Genomic DNA, 17225 nt, shown 5'->3' with positions numbered 1-17225 from the left:
CTCGACGGACATCGCGACGAGCCTGTGGAAAACTCTGATCGCGGCGACGTACCAGCAGGTCAGAGGTCTGTTGCGGGCCGGCCTCCCGGCAGTCGCGCATCCACGGCGAGGTGCTCGCCGACCCGGTTCACCAGCAACGTCATCTCGTACCCGACCTGGCCGATGTCCGCCTCCGCGCCGCTGAGGACGCACAGGCAACTGCCCGCGCCGGCCGCGGTGACGAAGAGCACGGCGTCGTCGAACTCGACCATCGTCTGCCGCACTTGTCCGGCACCGAAGTGGCGTCCGGAGCCCTTGGCCAGGCTGTGCAGTCCGGACGAGACGGCGGCCAGGTGTTCGGCGTCCTCGCGGCGCAGCCCCGTGCTCGCGCCGGTCACCAGCCCGTCGTTCGAGAGCACGAGGGCGTGCCGGACGTGCTCGACGCGCTGGGTGAGGTCGTCCAGCAGCCAGCCAAGTCCCGTGTTCTGTGCCATGATCCGGTCTCCCCGTGTGTCGTTTCCCCCCGACCGGAGGATTCGCCCAGCAAGCCTTCCCCACAGCCGCCCTCCGGGCAAGGAGGATGGACGGCATGGCAGAGAAGATGACCGACGAGCAGTGGCGAGCGTTCGTCTCGCAGGGAACCCGCACGGGAAAGCTGTCCACCGTCCGGGCCGACGGCAGTCCGCACGTGGCACCGATCTGGTTCGTGCTGGACGGTGACGACCTGGTGTTCAACACGGCGAAGGACAGCGTGAAGGGGAGGAACCTGGTTCGGGACGGCCGGGTCGCCCTGTGCGTGGACGACGACCGGCCGCCCTTCGCGTTCGTGGTGCTGGAGGGCACGGCGGTGTTGTCGGAGGATGTCGACGAACTGCGGCACTGGGCCGCCCGCATCGGCGGCCGTTACATGGGCGAGGACCGCGCCGAGGAGTTCGGCAGGCGCAACGGCGTACCTGGTGAACTGCTCGTCCGCCTGCGGATCGACAAGGTCCTCGCCTTCGCCGCTGTGGCCGACTGACAGGTCACGAGCGGCCGACAGCCCAGCCGGCCTCAGCCGACGGAGTCGAGGAGCCGGGCGGTGTGGACCCGCCCGGCGTACTCGACGAGCCGGATCAGCACCTCCTTGCCGGAGTCGCGATCACGGGCGTCGCAGAGCACGACCGGAGTACCCCGGTCGAGGTCGAGGGCGCGGGACACGTCCTGAGCACCGTACGCGCGGGCGTCGGCGAAGCAGTTGACGGCCACCACGAACGGGATGTGCCGGTGCTCGAAGTAGTCCACCGCCGGGAAGCAGTCCTCCAGCCGTCGGGTGTCCGCGAGGACGACGGCGCCGAGGGCGCCCGTCGACAGCTCGTCCCACAGGAACCAGAAGCGGTCCTGGCCCGGTGTTCCGAACAGGTAGAGCGACAGACCCGACCTGATGGTGATGCGTCCGAAGTCCATGGCCACGGTCGTGGTGACCTTCTGGTCCACTCCGCCGGTGTCGTCCACCGACTGACCGGCCTCGCTCAGCAGTTCCTCGGTGCGCAGCGGCCGGATCTCGCTGACCGCGCCCACCAGGGTGGTCTTTCCCACGCCGAATCCGCCGGCGACCAGTATCTTCAACGCCAGGGCGGACGTGTCGCCACCCGAGGCGTCGGAGTTCTCGGAGACCATCGATCACTTCTCTCGGGAGTGCCGACCACCGTCGACGTCGGTACATCTGGGTCATCTAGAGCGCCCTCAGTCCCTCGATCACCTCGCGGAGGATGCGCTCGTCGGGCAGGTGTGCGGGCGGTACGGGGCGGCTGACCGTGACGCAGCTGCGTTCCAGCAGGTCTCCCAGGAGCACTCTGACCACGCCCAGGGGCAGATCGGCGTCGGCGGCCAGTTCGGCGACGGACTGGGTTTCGGTACGGCACAGTTCGATCAGGGTCCGGTGTTCCGGTCCCAGCGACGTGTCGTCGTCGACGCCGGGGGCGCCCTCGTCGAGCGAGACCAGAGCGATCAGGTCGAAGTGCACCCCGGTGGGGCCCGACTGGGTGCGGCCGCCCGTCATGGCGTAGGGACGGACGAGAGGCCCGGCCTCCTGGTCGTACCACTGGCTCCCGGGCTGCGGCGGAACGCCCGGCGTGTCCTCGGTCATCTGCGTCGGCCGTCCTCGGTCAGCCCGCGACGGGCGGCTGTGCGGCGGCGCGCGGCGGCGTATGGAGATGCTCGCCGACCCGTTTGACCAGGAGTGCCATCTCGTACGCCACGAGGCCGATGTCCGCGGTGACCGCGGTCAGGACGGCGAGGCACGACCCGTCCCCTGCCGCGGCCACGAAGAGGAAGCCCTCGTCCATCTCCACCATCGTCTGGCGTACCCCGCCGACGCCGAAGTGGCGTCCGGCCCCTTTGGCCAGGCTGTGGAATCCGGACGCGACGGCGGCGAGATGTTCGGCGTCCTCGCGCCGCAGACCCGTGGACGCGCCCACCGCCAGGCCGTCGTTCGACAGCACCACGGCGTGTCGCACGTCGGCCACGCGCAGCACCATGTCGTCCAGCAGCCAGTCGAGTTCACCGGACGGCTGGGCGGATCTCGTGCTCGAATCCTGGATCATGCGGTGTCTCCTTCGCTGCTGTCGCCGCCCGCTTCGACGTCGGGGGTCGCGGGGTCGCCGGGTGACCTGCCGCCGCCGCGTACCCAGCCGTCCCGGTAGGCGGTCATCCGCGCGCGTACGCGTTCGGGTGTGCGTTCGTCGTCCGTCGCGGACGGCGGTGTCTCCGTCGGCTCCGCGGCGCGCTGTCCGCGCAGTTGGGGTGCCAGATGCGCCTGGCGTACACGTCGTGGGAGTTCCTCGGAGGTCTCGGTGTCGTCGACCGAGCGGTGCAGCCTGAGTGTCGCGACCCGGGGCGGAGGGGTCTCCCGAGCGCCGTTCACCGGGCCTTCGCCGGCGGCCGCTACCGGGGGCACCAGTGCGGGTCGTTCGGCGGCCGCTCGGACGGCGTCCTGCTCCGGGGCGGACGCCACGCGCGCGTACTCCCGCTCCACCGGCCTGTCGGTCTCGGCCTGTGCGGTGGGACGTTCCCTCGGACCGCCGTCCAGGAGAGCGGTGGGCAGCAGGACCACCGCGGTGGTGCCTCCGTAGGGCGAGGTCCGCAGTTGGACCTTGATGTCGTGCCGGGCCGAGAGTCTGCTGACCACGAAGAGGCCGAGCCGGTCGCTGTCGAACAGGTCGAGTGCCTCGGACTGCTCGATGCGGTGGTTGGCCTGGGCCAGGGTCTCCTTGCCCATGCCGAGCCCCCGGTCCTCGACCTCGATCACGTAGCCGTTGCCCACGGGTTCGCCGGTGATCCGGACACGGGTGTGGGGCGGCGAGAACTGGGCGGCGTTCTCGACGACCTCAGCGAGGAGGTGGGTGAGGTCGGCGACCGCGGTGCCGATCACCGCCGCGTCGGGGAGCTGGCGCACCTCCACTCGCGCGTAGTCCTCGACTTCGGAGACCGCCGCCCGGACGACGTCGGTCAGCGAGACGGGCATCCGCCAGGCGCGGCCGGGGGCGGCCCCGGAGAGGATGATCAGGCTCTCCGCGTGACGTCTCATCCTGGTGGTGAGGTGGTCGAGGCGGAAGAGGTCGCTCAGCTCGTCGGGGTCGTCCGACCTGCGCTCCATGGCGTCCAGGAGGTTCAGCTGGCGGTGTACGAGCACCTGGCTGCGCCGGGCGAGGTTGACGAAGACTCCGGAGATCCCGCCGGCCAGCTCCGCGCGTTCGACGGCGGCGCGCAGAGCGGCTCGATGCACGGTGTTGAGTGCTTCGGCGACCTGGCCCGTCTCGTCGTCCGAGGGCCTTCCGAGAGGCGCTTCGGCACGAACGTCGACCGCTTCGCCCGCCCGTAGTCGGCGCATGGCCTCGGGGAGTTTCCTGCGGGCGATGTCCAGGGCGCTGTCGCGCAGGCTGACCAGTTCGACGACGAGGTCGCGGCCGATGCGCACGGAGATGATCAAGGAAGCGATGCCCGCGGCGAGCCCGAAGAGGACCGCTGCGCCTGCGGGCGTGAACAGCGCGCGCCCGAACGGGTCCGCCCCGTCCGTCACGGCTGCTTCCGTCACGATCGACCGCATACCGTCCTGCACCCGCGCGTGAGCGATGTCCCAGGCCGATTCCGGCGCGGCCTCGACGGCCTTGGCGCCCGGACGGGCGGCCAGCACCCTGTCCTCGACGGTGCCCACATCCAGGTAGGCGGTTCCCTGAGCCAGGTCCTTCCAGGCCGCGCGTTCGGGTCCTCGCAGGTCCACCATGGCGGCATCGGTCAGTGCGCGGCGGGTGTCGACCGCGCCAGTGAACAGGCGGAGCCGCTCGCCGTCGAGGCTTCCGGCGCGCCGGGCACCGCCGAGGACGGCGTCCTCCTGGGCGAGGGCTTCCCCGGCCCGGGAGAATTCGAGCAGCACGCGCGCGTCGGAGCTCATTGCCGCGTCGTGGACACCGGAGAGCGCGCCGTCGACACCGAGGGCCGTCGCGATGGCCTTCGTGTAACGGCCGTATGCCTCGTCCCAGCCGGTGCGCCGGTCCAGTACGGACGCGCGGAGCGACCTCAGACTCCCCGCGTCGGTGACGAAGTCGTCGAGCCGTTCCGCGGCTCCCGCGGGGAGGTCGGCTCCGTCGGCGACGGTGTGGTTGTCGCCGAGGCGGAGCTTCGCGACGGCACGGTCGGTCTGCCGGGCAAGGTTCCTGAACCCGCTCGACTGTGGCCTGGCGGGATCGGTCGCGTAGCTGACGGCGGCCGCACGTTCCGCCTGGAGCGCGGCGACCGCGGCGTCGACAGGTGCCCGGACGGTGGCGTCGACGCGTTGCAGTTGTCGCAGGCGTGCGACGTCCTGGGCGGTGCTCACGGTGGCGAACGCCCACAGTGCGAGCAGTGAGACGACCGGCACCATCAGCAGGCTGACGACCTTGGCGCGGACGGTGCGGGGCCGGAGGTGCCATCCCTCGGCGGCCGGGCGGGTCTGTGTCACTGCCTCGGTGGCCGACCCCTCGAACTCGGGGCGCTCGTCAGCCGGCGGGCCCGCGTGAGCACGGCGGCCCCGGGCCCGGGGTGGCGGCTGGGCGCCGGCTGTGGTGGTTCTGCGGGGTGTACGCATGGCCTCCTCGATCGGAGAGTTCGGGGCGGCCCTTCGCGGCCGGATGCTGCCAGGCCTGCCGCTAGCGGGCGATGGTCTCGACCGGCCGCCGGGCCGACGCGGACACCTCTCGGCCTTGGGACATCGGAGAGAGTGCGACGAATGCCGCGGTCAGGAAGAGGTAGGACCCGAGGCCGACGGCCAGAGGGAAGATGAACTGCATCGCCGTGGCGCCGGACAGGGCGCTTGCGGAGGGGCTGACGCGCACGCTCACCGCCATCATTCCGGTGTAGTGCATGCTGCTCACCGCGCCGCCCATGACGAGGGAGGCGGCGGTGACCGCGGCGGGTGACCTGATCGAGAGCGCCGCCCACAGGGCGGCGGTCGCGGCCAACACCGCCAGGAGGACGGACAGTCCGACGAGTGCGGGGTCGTAGTGCACTTGGCCGTGCAAGCGCAGGGCCGCCATGCCGAGGTAGTGCATGCTCGCGACGCCGAGTCCGGTGGTGAGCCCGCCGATGACGAACGCGCGGTGCCGGTCGCGTCCGTATCCGACGGCGAAGAGTCCGACGCCCACGAACGCCATGGCGACGAGCAGGCTCAGGACGGTCAGCGGCACGTTGTAGCGGATCTCCGTGCCGGTGACGCCGAAGCCCAGCATCGCCACGAAGTGCATCGTCCAGATGCCGGTGCCGATCGCGGAGGCCGCGGCCAAGAGCCAGTTGCGGCGCGACGAGCCGGTGGATCCGAGAGCGCGGACCGCGCAGCGCAGGCCGAGGGCGGCGCCGATGGAGGCCATCACGTACGACAGCACGGGGGTCAGCCAGCCGAAGGCGGCGTGGTCCAGGTGTCCCATGGCCCAGGGACGCTAGTAGGCGCGGAGTGGTGCGAAGGGGGCGCATTTCGAAAGCTGTTGCAATATGACGAAGGCGTACACCTCGGCGATCGCATCGGGTTCGAACGTGTGCACCGCGTCATCCTTCGTGTCGGTGAGAGATCATGCGGCACATGAGCGACGACCACACACACGTCCAGGACTTCTTCGCCGCGCGCGCGGCCGACTGGGACAACCGGTTCCCCGACGACGGCCCCGCTTACGAGGCCGCGGTGGCGGACATGGGGCTGCTTCCGGGAGACCGGGTGCTCGACGCGGGCTGCGGAACCGGACGCGCCCTGCCGGCGCTGAGGGCTGCCGTGGGCGGCGTCGGGGTGGTCGTCGGGGCCGATCTGACCGCCGCCATGCTGGAGGCCGCCGTGCGGGCCGGACGCGACCGCGACGGACGCCTCCTGCTGGCCGACGTCGCCGCACTGCCCCTGCGCTCGGAGTCACTGGACGCGGTGTTCGCGGCCGGACTCGTCGCCCACCTGCCGAACCCCGCTGAGAATCTGCGGGAGTTGGCGCGCGTGGTGCGCCCCGGAGGCACGCTGGCGCTGTTCCATCCGATCGGCCGGGCCGCCCTCGCGGCGCGCCAGGGCCGGCGGCTCACCCCGGAGGACCTGCGCGCCGAGCCCAACCTGCGCCCCCTGCTCGCCGGTTCGGGCTGGGACATGACCTCGTACGCGGACGAGGACGCCCGCTTCCTCGCGCTCGCCGTGCGCAGGGGATGAGAGCGGCGCCCCGGATCCGCGCCGACGGTCAGTGCGTACCGGCGAGAACCGCGACCAGGGCGTCAGGGTTGTCGAACATGATGTTGTGGCCAGCGCCCGGCACGGTCACGACCCGTACTCCAGCCGCCTCCAGGCCCTGGGCGCCGGAGAGTTCGCCACTGAGGTCGCCCTGAAGGTAGACGCGGTCGACAGTCAGTCCGGTGAGCATCTGACGCATCGTCGGGACGGTGCCGTGCCGGAGCGCCAGCGCGGTGCGGTGCAGGGCACGCGGGTCGGCGAGGCGCATGGTCGCGGCTCAGGACGCCCCGACCCTATCGAGCACGCGCGCGTGACCGCCGTTCTCCACGAAGTCGTCCTCCTCGTACGAGGCGATACCGCTGTCGCCCGTCGTGCCCGGCGGATACGGGTCGAGGTTGGCCTCGATGAGGACGAGACGTGAGACGAGGCCGGGCCGCCGGTGGGCGAGCACCACGGCGACGGCGCCTCCCATGCTGTGCGCGACGAGTTCCGCTCCGGTGACACCGGCGTCGTCCAGGACGGCGGCGAGAGCCCGCGCGTGATCCTCCAGCGTGTAGCCGAAGTCCGCCGGCCTGTCGCTGATGCCGTGTCCCGGCAGGTCGACGAACAGGGTCCTGCGGCCCGCCAGTTCGGGCCGGGCGGCGATGTGGGCGCTGTAGACCGTCGAGGCCGCCCCGAGGCCGTGCACGTACACGCGCGCGGGCCCGGTTCCCGGCGCCTCGGTCCATCGGACCAGGCTTCCCCTGCTGTCGAACTCGGCTTGCCTCATCAGGCCCTCCCCGTCACGGCGTCCCACGCTTCCGCTCGGAGCATACATCGGTTCGGATGTATTCATGAACCGATGTACACCGTGCGTGCGGGAGGATGGGGTCATGCTGGAGCTGGCCATCCTCGGATTCCTCTGCGACGCCCCGCTGCACGGCTATGAGCTGCGCAAGCGCATCACCGCCCTGACGGGCCACGTGAAGCCGGTGGCGGAGAGCACGCTGTACCCCGCCATCAGACGACTGGAGAACGCGGGTCTGCTGGAACGCGCCACGCAGCCCGGTTCCGTGGCCGCCCCTCGTCACGTGCTGACACTCACCGAGGAGGGCAGACGCGAACTGCGGCGCAGGCTCGCGGAACCGGCCGGGCGGGACATCAGCGACGAGAACAGGTGGTTCGCGGTGCTCGCCTTCCTGAGTCATCTGGCCGACCCGGCGGCACAGGCGGCGGTGCTGCGTCGCAGGCTCGCCTTCCTGGAGGAGCCGGCGAGCTTCTTCTACGACGGTGACCGGCCGGTGCGGGCCGAAGAACTGGACGACCCTTTCCGGCGAGGCATCCTCACGATCGCCCGGGCCACGAGCGAGGCCGAACTGGCGTGGCTGCGGGCCACTCTCGACTCGCTCGACGCCGCGGGCGGTTGAGACCGGGCCGCCACCCACACCCGGAACCGAGCAGATCCCCGGCCCACCGACGCGGTAGCCGTCCAGGTAACCCTTGGCCTCCCGGTTCTGCCGGGCGAAGTACGGGGCGCGACGCCGTGTCACCAGGCGGACCAGTCGGTCACGCACGCGTAGGGCCCTGCGGACCGGCGCGCGCGTGGCGGTCCGCAGGAGGTGCGCCCCGGGTCGCCCTCTTCTGCCGCCGCGCCTCCAACTCTACGTTGAGTAGCAGCAGATGAACGTTTGGCGACGGCGATCGAGCAGGGGGAAGGTGGCCCGATGTCCGGCATGTTCGACAGGCTCCGCACGATGGCAGGCAGGAAGACGGCGGAACAACCCGGAGAGGTCGGTCCCGGGGCTGCCCGCGAGGGTGGGAGGCGCGGCCACAACCTCTTCGAGGCGGCCTCGGCGTACGTCTCCGCCTGTGCCGAGGACGATCAGGAGCGGATCGACGAGGCGGCCTCCTGGGTATCGCCCGAGGCGCTCTCGTTCGGGGTGACCGAACTGGCCTGCCGGGCGGTCATCGCCCTCGCCCGGGAACGCGACGAGTCGCCCGGGACGGTCACGCGCTCACTGCTCGGACTCCCCGCCGCCTGACTCGGCCGGCCGTGGGGGGCGTTTCGCCCCTGTCCAGCCGGATAACTGCAGCTCCGCATGTGTTTCTGGCCCGTGACAAGGGCCTTCCGATCGCATTAGGGTGCGCCGACAGATGGACCGATCGGGAGGCTGGGATGGCCGGGACGGACGAAGAAGCCGTCACCACCGTGGGCGAGGAAGCCGTCACCGTGGACGACGACGCGCTGTACGTGCTGACGGCGGTGCTGCTGACACCGGCGAAGTTCCCCAGCGTGCTCGGGGACGACTACCCCGAGGCCTGTGCGGCGCTCGGCCTGGCGCCGCTCGCCGACGGGTACGGACTGGTGCTCGGCCAGGACGGGGATGGCGCGCGCTGGACCGTCGTCATCGACGACGTGTCCCTGGTCGCCGTGGCCATCGCCTCCTGGGACTGCGGGATGGAGCACGAACTGTCGCCGGACGAGCGGACGGTTGTCGCCGCGCTGCCCGGCTGGCCCCTTGAGGTTGCTGTCGCGGCACCCGGGGTCCCGGCCCCGCACGATCCGTCGACCGAGCCCACGGAACGCGCTCCGCTGACTCCGCCGGACACCACAACCTGGGGGCCCGCCCAGCGGCGTCTGGGTGCCGACGAGATCGCCCTCCAGTGGGCGACGTGGCGGGACCAGATAGACGACAGCGAATTCGCGCCCACGAACGGCGCGGAGCAGCACGGGGACGACGACGTCGAGGCCGGGGCCACCGAGGACGCCGTAGACGCCCAGGCCGAGCAGGAGAAGCCCGGCGACGGTGCGGAACGCACGGGGGTCCGCCGCGTATTGGCCGAGGCGCGCTCGTACGTGGACACCCCTCCCCCGCTGGGCCGCGTGCGCTCGTCGTTCGCCACGGGAGACGCCCGCACCCTGCGCGCCGACGGTCCGGGTTGGTCCCTCGTCGCCCGGACCGACGACATCGCGTTCGTCCTCCTCGACGACGAGCCCGGCGAGGTCCTGCCTGTCGGACGCGGACCGGAGCTGCCCGGCCTCCTTGAGGCTCTCGACAAGATGGCCGTCCGCCCGAGCTGAGCGACGGCGCCACCGAGAGACCCGGTGACGCCGACCTCGTCAGTCCTCCGCCGCCCCGACCCGCCGGCCCTCGCCGGTATCGGCGGCCTGCGGTCGGGCGGCCCTCAGCGGCCGATCTCCTTGCGGGTGACGCGGCGCAGCCTGCGCCGCTGCGAGGGGTCCAGGGCCAGGTACGCGGCCGCCGGAACGCCCAGCACGATCAGGAAGGCGGCCCACCAGGGCAGCCAGATCAACAGGATCAGGCCGACCGCCACACCCCCTGCGGCGATCTTCGCGTTCTTCGACATTGTGTGTCGCCTCCTCCGCGGCTGCTGCCGCTCTCTGTCCTGAGAACGGGTCCCTGCGTCCCACGGTTCCGGACCGCGACCCTGATACGTCCCTGAGGTGCGCCCCTTACTCGACCCTGAGAGGTTCCCCGACCTCGTACATGTGGCGCAGGGCCTGTCGGTAGGAGTCGACGAGCCCGGTCTCAGCGTAGGGAATACCCAATTCGCGGCAGTGGGCGCGCACCAGAGGCTGGACTCGACGCAGATGCGGGCGCGGCATGCTGGGAAACAGGTGGTGCTCGATCTGGTAGTTGAGACCGCCGAGGAACCAGTCGGTGAGAACGCCGCCCCGGACGTTGCGCGAGGTGAGGACCTGCCGGCGCAGGTGTCCCCAGCGCTCGCCGTCCGGGTCGGGCATTTCCATGCCCTTGTGGTTGGGCGCGAAGGACATCCCGAGATGCAGGCCGAACAGCGCCTGGTGAAGGACCGCGAAGGCCAGCGCCCTGCCCGGAGACAGGACGGTGAGCAGCAGAGCCGCGTAGGCGACGACATGGGTGACCAGCAGAAGCGCCTCCACGGCCCGCTCACGTGGCGGCTGGCGGCGAAGGTCCCGGAACCCGTGGATCTTCAGGGCGATGCCTTCGAGGAGGGTCAGCGGGAAGAACAGCCAGGCCTGGTTGCGGGTGAGCCAGCGCCGGAATCCGGTCCGCTCGCCGGCCTGGCCGCTCGTGAAGACCAGGACGTCGGCGAGGACGTCGGGGTCCTTGTCGATGTGGTTGGGGTTGGCGTGGTGCCGGTTGTGTTTGTCGTTCCACCAGGCGTAGCTCATGCCGAGGAGCAGGTTGCCGTGGACCAGACCGATGACGCGGCCGACCGTCTTGTTGCCGGTGATCTGGGAGTGGCCCGCGTCGTGACCGATGAACGCCGTCCGGGCGCCCAGCGCGGCGAGCACCGGCGCGAGGAGCAGGGTCCACCAGGAGTCGCCGATGAGGACGACACCGGTGAGCACACCGGCCAGGCCCAGCAGGTTCACGGCGATCTCGCGGGCGTACCAGCCATGGCGTCGGCCCAGGAGTCCCCGCTCCTTGACCCTGCGCAGCAGGGGTGCGAAATCGCTGCCCGGGGCCGCCCTCGAGCCCTCCCTCGGGGCGGGTCCTGCGAGGACGGTGGCGCTCTGGGCCATGACGGGTCTCCGGGTCTCTCGGGGAGCGGGCCGACCTGATCTCTCAGGAAGTGGGCTGACCTGATGAAACGTACGAATCAGCGGCCTCCCTGGGCCATGGCGTCACCACCCCGTTCCGTGCGGGGGTTTCCCCCGGCCGCTCAGGGGGGTGGCACCCCTCCGGGGGCGCAGGAGGCACCGATCTTCGCTGGGCCGTGGCCGCAATCGCCGGCCCGCGCCCGTCCGCCCCCGCCGTGCTGTACCCTCGGCGACTCGACCCAGTAGTCAAATTTGATGAATCCGAGGGATGCGTCATCGCTGTGCAGAGGATTCCCGCGGTCGACGCCGCCGACATCTCCGAATTGGCCCGCTGCTGCGCCGTGTTCGTGCCCGCCGATCCGCCGCGTTCGGGCAGCGTCGCGTTCTGGCACCCGGACGGCGACGCACCGCCGGCGGTGACCTCCGGCTCGGCCGAGGACCTGACGGTGGCGCTGCCCGTGGCGGGCGGCGTCGAGACCGTCTCGGTGCCCGCGGTGCTGCTGCCGGTGCGGGCCGCACTTCCGGTCCTCACGCGCGCGCGGGCGGGGGCGCAGGCGCACCGGGCGACCTCCTTCTGGGGTGCTGCCGGTGTGCTCGCGCTCCAGTTCGCCGCCCGAGGGCTGCTGCTGCCGGGAGTGACGGCCGAGGACCACGACACCTGGCGCGCCGGCCCGCTGAGCGCACGGGACCTGGAGCGCGTCCGCGCACTGGCCGCCGCGATGCCTCCGGAGGCACACGCCGTGCCGCTCCAGAACCTTGCCGGGGTGGTGGACGAGCGCTCTGGGACGGCGGACACGCCCGGAGAACTGGTGGACGGCGACGCCGCGCCCGTGCGGCTGCCCGATCCCGAACGGCTCGTGAGGGCGTTCCTGGACGCGGTCGCCGACGCCCTGCCGCGCTCCCCGGCGGCGGCCCTCGCGGCGGGTGGCCGGGCGTTCGCGGCGCCGGAGCCCCAGCCGGTGCCGCAGCATCGCGCCTGGACCGCCGAGGTCGCCGAGACCCACGAGGCCGACGTGCGCATCTCGCTGCGCGTCGAGGTGCCGACCCCTGCGTCGGCCGGGCCTGAGGTCCCGTCACTGCCGTTCCGAGCGGTGGTTCAGCTGCACAGCGCGCACGACCCCGCTCTTGTCGCGGACGCCGGAACCGTGTGGGCGGGCTCCTCGCCGTTCGGCCCACGCGCGCGAATGGCCGCCCTGCTCGCTCTCCGCCGTGCAACAAGGAGCTGGCCACCCCTGGCGCCGCTGCTCTCGGCCGCCGTTCCCGACGCGGTCGAACTCGCCGACGAAGAGGTCGGCGAGCTCCTCGGAGAGGGCGGCCGGCTGCTGGCGCTCGCCGGTGTCGACGTGCACTGGCCCAAGGAACTGGCCCGGAAGTTGACGGCTCGCGCCGTCGTCGGTCCTCACGCCACCGCGGACGACCGGGGCGAGGGTCAGGCCGGCGCCGAGGGCGGATCCGGCGACAGACTGGTCTCGGACGTGCCGTCCTTCCTGTCGGCGGACGCGCTGCTCGCGTTCGACTGGCGGTTCGCGCTGGGCGACCAGCAGCTCACACGGGAGGAGCTGGACCGGCTGGCCGAGGCGAATCGGCCCATGGTGCGCCTGCGTGACCAGTGGGTCCTCGTCGACCCCGAGGCGGTCCGGCGGGCGCGGGCCCACCGGGACCGCAAGGTCACGCCCGTCGAGGCGCTGAGCGCCGCCCTGACGGGCTCCGCCGAGGTGGACGGCCACCGGGTCGACGTGGAGGCCACGGGCTGGCTGGCGACCCTGCGGGAGCGGCTGACGGACCCCGAGGGGCAACAGCCGGTCGGGCAACCCGCGGAGCTGCGTGCCACACTGCGCGACTACCAGTCGCGCGGCCTCAACTGGCTGGCCCGGATGACCTCTCTGGGCCTGGGCGGCTGCCTGGCCGACGACATGGGGCTCGGCAAGACGATCACCTTGATCGCCCTGCACCTCCACCGGCAGACGGACACGTCGGCCGCGGGCCCCACCCTGGTCGTCTGTCCGGCCTCCCTGCTGGGCAACTGGCAGCGCGAGATCGAACGGTTCGCCCCCGGCACCCCGGTACGCCGCTTCCACGGTGCCCGGCGGAGCCTGGAAGGCCTGTCCGACGGCGAGTTCGTCCTGACGACCTACGGCACGATGCGGCTCGACGCGCCACGACTCGGCGAGACCCCCTGGGGTCTGGTGGTGGCGGACGAGGCCCAGCACGTCAAGAACCCCTACTCGGCGACCGCGCGGGCGCTGCGCACCATCGGCGCGCGGGCACGCGTGGCGCTCACCGGCACTCCCGTGGAGAACAACCTCTCGGAACTGTGGGCGATCCTGGACTGGACGACACCGGGTCTGCTCGGCCGGCTCGGTACCTTCCGCACCCGTTACGCGCAGGCTGTCGAGGGCGGCCAGGACCCCGCGGCGGCCGACCGACTCGCCCGGCTGGTCCGGCCGTTCCTGCTGCGCCGCCGCAAGTCGGACCCGGGCATCGCACCCGAGCTGCCGCCGAAGACCGAGACCGACCGCGCCGTGACGCTCACCCAGGAACAGGCCGGACTGTACGAAGCCGTGGTCCGCGAGACCCTCGCCGAGATCGCCGGCGCGGACAGCATGGCCCGGCGCGGTCTGATCGTGAAGCTGCTCACCGGGCTCAAGCAGATCTGCAATCACCCCGCCCAGTTCCTCAAGGAGGAACAGCCCAGGATTCCGGGCCGTTCGGGCAAGTTGGAGCTGCTGGACGAACTCCTCGACACCATCCTCTCCGAGGGGGCGAGCGTGCTGGTCTTCACCCAGTACGTGCGGATGGCACGCCTCATCGAGCGCCATCTGGCGGCGCGCGGGGTGACGACGCAGTTCCTCCACGGCGGAACACCCGTCCCCGAACGCGAGGCGATGGTGGAGCGCTTCCAGGAAGGCGGGATCCCGGTCTTCCTCCTGTCGTTGAAGGCGGCCGGCACCGGCCTCAACCTGACCCGCGCGGAGCACGTCGTGCACTACGACCGCTGGTGGAACCCTGCCGTCGAGGCGCAGGCCACGGACCGCGCGTACCGCATCGGGCAGAACCGGCCGGTGCAGGTGCACCGCATCATCGCCGAGGGGACCATCGAGGACCGCATCGCCGACATGCTGCGCCGCAAGCAGCGGTTGGCCGACGCGGTCCTGAGCGCGGGTGAGGGGGCCCTGACCGAACTGACCGACGCGGAACTGGCAGACCTGGTGGAGTTGCGAGGGGGCGCACGATGACGGATCGGGACGAGGAGCGCACGTTCGGAGCACTGCCGCCCGCGCGCGGGCAGGCCTTCGCGCGGACGTGGTGGGGCCGGGCCTGGCTGCGGGCCCTGGAGGACGCTGCGTTGGACTCGGAACAGGTGAGGACCGGCCGCAGGCTGGCGCGTGCGGGAGCGGTGGGCGCGGTGTCCGTGCGCCCCGGACGCGTCACGGCCGTCGTCGAGGACCACGACGGAACCGCCCACAGGGCGGACGTCCTGCTGCACGAACTGTCGGAGGAGCAGTGGGACCGCTTCCTGGACATGGCCGCCGAGCGGTCCGGGCACGTCGCCGCACTGCTCGACCGCGACATGCCACCGCACCTCGTCGAGGACGCGGCGGCCGCGGGCGTCGAACTCCTGCCGGGGCTCGGCGATCTGGACGCGGAGTGCGAGTGCGGCGCATGGGACCACTGCGGTCACACCGCCGCGCTCTGCTACCAGGTGGCGCTGCTGCTCGACCAGGACCCGTTCGTGCTGCTTCTGATGCGGGGTCGGGGTGAGCGCGCGCTCCTGGAAGCCCTCCAAGGACGCGGTGAACGGTCCGCGGAGCAGCCGGGCGAGACCGGGGAGGGAATGGACGCCGTGGAGGCCTACGCGACGGGTGACATCCTTCCGCCGCTCCCGACGGACCCGGCGCTGCCCGAACGGCCCGGGACTCCACCGTCCCTGGAGACCGAGGGCGCACCGGCTCCCGGAGTCGACCCCGGCGCCCTGGAGTTCATCGCTCACGCGGCTGCTCAGGAGGCGCACCTGATACTCGCCGAGGCACTCGGCCGCGCACCCGGAGGGAGCGCCGCGGAGACGGCGGCGCTCTCCCTCGCCCAGGACGCTGTTCGGCTGGCCGCGTGCGATCCCCCGGAGAGGGTCGCCGAGCGACTGGCGGCCGGTTCGGGGCGCGAACGCGAGGAACTGAGGCTCGCGGTTCGGGCCTGGCGGTACGGCGGTGTCTCCGCGCTCTCGGTCCTGGAGGACGAGTGGGCCGTCGGGACGGAATCGCTGACACGCGCGCGTGCGGCCCTGCACGCCGCCTGGGAGGAGGACGAGAGGCCACGGCTGCGCGCGGACCTCAATCGCTGGACGGCCGGCGACACCGGCACGCAACTCCGCCTCGGCCGGGACGGCGGATGGTGGCCCTATCGCAAGGAGGAGGGGCGTTGGGCCCCGGCGGGGCCGGCCACGGCGGACCCGGCCACCGCGCTCGCGACCGCCGGGGAAGACCCGATGACTGGTTGACGGCCGCCGTTCACCTCGCTGTCGGCCTTCGTTACACGCCAGGGCCAACTCTGGCCGCTGTCACCGAACTTGGCCCCCAGGAGGCTCGATGTCCCCGCACGCAGTCGGCAGGCGCCCCATCCACCGGTCCGTCGCCGTCGGCGTGCCGCTCGCCCTGCTGGCCACCTTTGCGGTGGCCGGCACGGCGAACGCGACGGCCGGGCACGCGCAGCCGAGGGTGACGCACACCGCGACTCTCGGCAGCCTCCCGCTGGGGGCGTTCAGCAACGCGTTGCTGCCCGGGACGGTGGACAACGACAGGGGAGTCGACCTCGGCGGCATCGGCAGTGACATCTACCCTGCCGGCCGCGAGGGCGAGTTCTGGACGGTGACCGACCGCGGGCCGAACGGCCAGATCAAGGTGGACGGCGCCAAGCGCCGGACGTTCCCGGTACCGGGCTTCGACCCGGCGATCGTGAAGATCCGGGTGAGCGGCGGCGCGGTGAAGGTGATCGACGCGATCCCGGTCACCACGTCGTCGGGCAAGCCCGTCACCGGGCTCTCCAACCAGGCGGGACGCGACGAGGCGCCGTACTCCTTCGACGCCGGGACTCCGCTGCCGTACAACCCGAACGGCGTGGACACCGAGGGCATCGTGCGGGCGGCGGACGGGTCGTTCTGGCTCGTCGACGAGTACGGTCCGTCCCTCCTCCATGTCTCCGCGCGCGGGAAGGTGCTCACGCGCTACGTCCCCAAGGGGCTGCACTTGACGGGCACGGACTACCCCGTGGTGGAGGCGCTGCCGGCGATCCTGCTGCACCGGAAGATCAACCGCGGTCTCGAAGGGCTCACCCGACTGCCCGGCGGCGATCTGGTGATGGCGCTGCAGAGCCCGCTCTCCCTGCCGGACGGCGACGCGGGCGACGCGTCCCGCACGACCCGCCTGCTGCGTTTCTCGACCGGGAAGCGTGCCGTGACGGCCGAGTACGCGTACCGCTTCGACCCGGTGAACGTGGTCGACCCGAGCGAGGACGACCCGTCCGAGTTGAAGATCTCGTCCGTGGTGGCGGTCGGCCCCGACCGGCTGCTCGTCGAGGAGCGCACCGACAAGGCCGCTCGCCTGCAGGAGGTGCGGCTCACGCGTCGTGCGGACATCCTGGACGGCAAGTACGACCGTGACACCACGTCGCCGTCCCTGGAGCAGCTCGACGATCCCGCGGCGGCCGGTGTTCCGGTGCTGGGCAAGCGTCTGGTCGTCGATCTGGGCACGGTCGCGGGGGTACCCGGCAAGATCGAGGGCGTCGCGCGCGTGGACTGCGACACGCTCGCCCTCATCAACGACAACGACTTCGGCATGACGGACGGCTCGGGCGCCTTCGACGCGCAGGGCCGGCTCGTGGACAGCGGTATCGAGACGACGGTCACCTACGTGCGGCTGCCCCGTCGTATCTGACACCGGCGCACCCGATCGCGGTACGCGCGTGTGGACGATGGACAGCGACCACACGCGCGTACCGTTCGCCTGAAGGGCTCGACGC

Annotated in this window: 16 protein-coding genes and 1 pseudogene; 8 read left to right on the top strand and 9 right to left on the bottom strand. The window is 71.8% G+C overall.

Going from position 1 to position 17225, the window contains the following annotated elements:
* Positions 1-59 precede the first annotated feature (59 nt).
* On the bottom strand, positions 60-473 hold the full coding sequence (locus tag ABZT74_RS14475; RefSeq protein WP_356435012.1) for a roadblock/LC7 domain-containing protein: 414 nt from the start codon (positions 471-473) through the stop codon (positions 60-62).
* Between the two features lie 95 nt (positions 474-568).
* Between ABZT74_RS14475 and ABZT74_RS14470 the strand changes: the two genes are divergently transcribed.
* Positions 569-997 (top strand): PPOX class F420-dependent oxidoreductase, encoded by a 429-nt coding sequence (locus tag ABZT74_RS14470; protein WP_356435010.1) that lies wholly within the window; start codon positions 569-571, stop codon positions 995-997.
* Positions 998-1029: 32 nt separating this feature from the next.
* Here the strand turns inward: ABZT74_RS14470 and ABZT74_RS14465 are convergent, their stop codons facing one another.
* The 5 genes from ABZT74_RS14465 to ABZT74_RS14445 all read right to left on the bottom strand — a co-directional run bounded on the left by ABZT74_RS14465 (position 1030) and on the right by ABZT74_RS14445 (position 5915).
* A complete protein-coding gene (locus ABZT74_RS14465; RefSeq protein WP_081222999.1) occupies positions 1030-1635 on the bottom strand; it encodes an ATP/GTP-binding protein in 606 nt (201 codons plus the stop codon).
* Between the two features lie 55 nt (positions 1636-1690).
* Complete coding sequence (locus tag ABZT74_RS14460; RefSeq protein ID WP_356435008.1) at positions 1691-2104, bottom strand: DUF742 domain-containing protein; 414 nt, start codon at positions 2102-2104, stop codon at positions 1691-1693.
* A 19-nt stretch (positions 2105-2123) separates the two neighbouring features.
* The gene (locus ABZT74_RS14455) at positions 2124-2561 is read right to left on the bottom strand and encodes a roadblock/LC7 domain-containing protein (RefSeq protein WP_356168003.1); all 438 of its coding nucleotides are present in this window, start codon (positions 2559-2561) and stop codon (positions 2124-2126) included.
* Positions 2558-5080: a nitrate- and nitrite sensing domain-containing protein gene (locus tag ABZT74_RS14450; protein ID WP_356435006.1), complete on the bottom strand. Its 2523-nt coding sequence runs from the start codon at positions 5078-5080 to the stop codon at positions 2558-2560. The genes ABZT74_RS14455 and ABZT74_RS14450 overlap by 4 nt, the downstream gene beginning before the upstream one ends.
* Before the next feature lie 61 nt (positions 5081-5141).
* Positions 5142-5915, bottom strand: a complete 774-nt coding sequence (locus ABZT74_RS14445; protein WP_356167997.1) for an MHYT domain-containing protein — start codon at positions 5913-5915, stop codon at positions 5142-5144.
* 152 nt (positions 5916-6067) lie between these two features.
* Between ABZT74_RS14445 and ABZT74_RS14440 the strand changes: the two genes are divergently transcribed.
* The gene (locus tag ABZT74_RS14440) at positions 6068-6667 is read left to right on the top strand and encodes a class I SAM-dependent methyltransferase (protein WP_356435004.1); all 600 of its coding nucleotides are present in this window, start codon (positions 6068-6070) and stop codon (positions 6665-6667) included.
* 28 nt (positions 6668-6695) lie between these two features.
* Here ABZT74_RS14440 and ABZT74_RS14435 read toward each other — a convergent pair.
* Positions 6696-7454: pseudogene (locus ABZT74_RS14435) on the bottom strand (alpha/beta hydrolase).
* A gap of 103 nt (positions 7455-7557) precedes the next feature.
* Between ABZT74_RS14435 and ABZT74_RS14430 the strand changes: the two are divergent.
* From ABZT74_RS14430 to ABZT74_RS14420, 3 genes are all read left to right on the top strand, one after another.
* A complete protein-coding gene (locus ABZT74_RS14430; RefSeq protein WP_356435001.1) occupies positions 7558-8091 on the top strand; it encodes a PadR family transcriptional regulator in 534 nt (177 codons plus the stop codon).
* A gap of 327 nt (positions 8092-8418) precedes the next feature.
* Entirely contained in the window at positions 8419-8706 is a 288-nt protein-coding gene (locus ABZT74_RS14425) for a hypothetical protein (protein WP_355867404.1), read from the top strand.
* 134 nt (positions 8707-8840) lie between these two features.
* Positions 8841-9746 carry a hypothetical protein gene (locus ABZT74_RS14420; RefSeq protein WP_356434998.1) on the top strand — a complete coding sequence of 302 codons (906 nt, stop codon included), beginning with the start codon at positions 8841-8843 and terminating at the stop codon, positions 9744-9746.
* Positions 9747-9850: 104 nt separating this feature from the next.
* On the opposite strand, the gene ABZT74_RS14415 is transcribed toward ABZT74_RS14420, so the two are convergent.
* On the bottom strand, positions 9851-10033 hold the full coding sequence (locus ABZT74_RS14415) for a hypothetical protein (protein ID WP_081223009.1): 183 nt from the start codon (positions 10031-10033) through the stop codon (positions 9851-9853).
* Between the two features lie 106 nt (positions 10034-10139).
* Entirely contained in the window at positions 10140-11195 is a 1056-nt protein-coding gene (locus tag ABZT74_RS14410; protein WP_356434996.1) for an acyl-CoA desaturase, read from the bottom strand.
* A 299-nt stretch (positions 11196-11494) separates the two neighbouring features.
* On the opposite strand from ABZT74_RS14410, the gene ABZT74_RS14405 reads away from it, so the two are divergent.
* From ABZT74_RS14405 to ABZT74_RS14395, 3 genes are all read left to right on the top strand, one after another.
* The gene (locus ABZT74_RS14405) at positions 11495-14449 is read left to right on the top strand and encodes a DEAD/DEAH box helicase (protein ID WP_356434993.1); all 2955 of its coding nucleotides are present in this window, start codon (positions 11495-11497) and stop codon (positions 14447-14449) included.
* Complete coding sequence (locus ABZT74_RS14400) at positions 14446-15708, top strand: SWF or SNF family helicase (RefSeq protein WP_356434990.1); 1263 nt, start codon at positions 14446-14448, stop codon at positions 15706-15708. The genes ABZT74_RS14405 and ABZT74_RS14400 overlap by 4 nt, the downstream gene beginning before the upstream one ends.
* An 88-nt stretch (positions 15709-15796) precedes the next feature.
* Positions 15797-17140, top strand: a complete 1344-nt coding sequence (locus ABZT74_RS14395; protein ID WP_356434987.1) for an esterase-like activity of phytase family protein — start codon at positions 15797-15799, stop codon at positions 17138-17140.
* The last annotated feature ends 85 nt before the right edge of the window (positions 17141-17225 follow it).

This window comes from Streptomyces sp. NPDC005302 (genome assembly GCF_040607345.1).
GTDB lineage: Bacteria > Actinomycetota > Actinomycetes > Streptomycetales > Streptomycetaceae > Streptomyces.
Note: the sequence above shows the minus strand (reverse complement) of the source record. Positions and strands in the feature narration are given on the sequence as shown.